At 75.2% G+C, this 1091-nt stretch carries 2 protein-coding genes; both read left to right on the forward strand.

Annotated elements, in window-relative coordinates:
• Positions 1-813 (forward strand): NAD(P)/FAD-dependent oxidoreductase (locus AC1DKV_RS40455; RefSeq protein ID WP_477139765.1); only part of this gene is annotated, 813 nt, incomplete at its 5' end.
• Positions 810-1079, forward strand: coding sequence for a 2Fe-2S iron-sulfur cluster-binding protein (locus AC1DKV_RS40460; RefSeq protein ID WP_477139766.1), 270 nt, complete (start codon positions 810-812; stop codon positions 1077-1079). The genes AC1DKV_RS40455 and AC1DKV_RS40460, both read left to right, overlap by 4 nt.
• Positions 1080-1091: the final 12 nt, after the last annotated feature.

Consider the following 1091-nt stretch of genomic DNA (forward strand, 5'->3'; position numbering starts at 1 on the left):
GTCCCGGGCACGCTGCTGACCGCGCGCGAACTGGCGCGCGCGGAGCCGATGCTGCGCCCGGGCCTGGCCGGTGCGCTMAAGGTGGAGGAGGACGCCATCGTCTACGCCCCKGCCGCGGCCGCCTGGCTGCTTGCCCAGGGCGGCGCGCGCATCGACCGCCGGCGTGCCACCGTGCGCGCGGTGGCGGCGAACCAGGTCACGCTCGACGACGGCACCCGGCTGACGGCCGATGCGGTCATCGTGGCCAACGGCATCCACGCCGCGCAACTGGTGCCCGGACTGCCGCTGCGCGCCAAGAAGGGCCATCTCGTGATCACCGACCGCTACCCGGCGCGCGTGCGCCACCAGTTGGTCGAACTCGGTTATGCCGCCAGCGCCCACCAGTCCGAGGGCACCTCGGTCGCGTTCAATGTGCAGCCGCGCCCCACCGGCCAGTTGCTGATCGGCTCGTCGCGCCAGTTCGACCATGCCGATGCCGCCGTGGACGCCGGCCTCGTCGCGCGCATGCTGCGGCGCGCGGCCGGCTACCTGCCCGGGCTGGCGGACATGAATGCCATCCGCTGCTGGACCGGCGTGCGCGCGGCCACCCCTGACGGCCTGCCGCTCATCGGCGCGCAGCCGGGCCAGCCGGGGCTGTGGCTGGCGGCCGGCCACGAAGGGCTTGGCGTGACMACGGCGCCGGGCAGCGCGCGGCTGCTCGCGGCCCAGCTGCTCGKGCACGCGCCGCCGTTCGATCCCCTGCCGTACGCGCCGGGCCGGTTCCTGCCGGCATCCGCCGGCGCCGCCCGGCCCGCCTCCGGAGACAAGACATGAGACGCAGCACGGTTGCCGGCACCGGCGCCATGATCACCATACGGCTGGACGGCCAGCCCATGCGCGTGCCCGCCGGCATCTCGGCTGCCGCGGCGCTGGCGCATGCCGGGCAGCCGTGGGCGCGGCGCGCATGTGGCGGCCAGCAGCGCGCGCCGTTCTGCGGCATGGGCAGTTGCCAGGAATGCCGCATGACGATCGACGGCCGGCGGCGCCTGGCATGCCAGACGCCGTGCCGCGAAKGCATGGTGCTGGAACGCACGCCATGAGCGGGTCCAGGC

It is taken from the genome of Cupriavidus sp. 05T41, assembly GCF_056396525.1.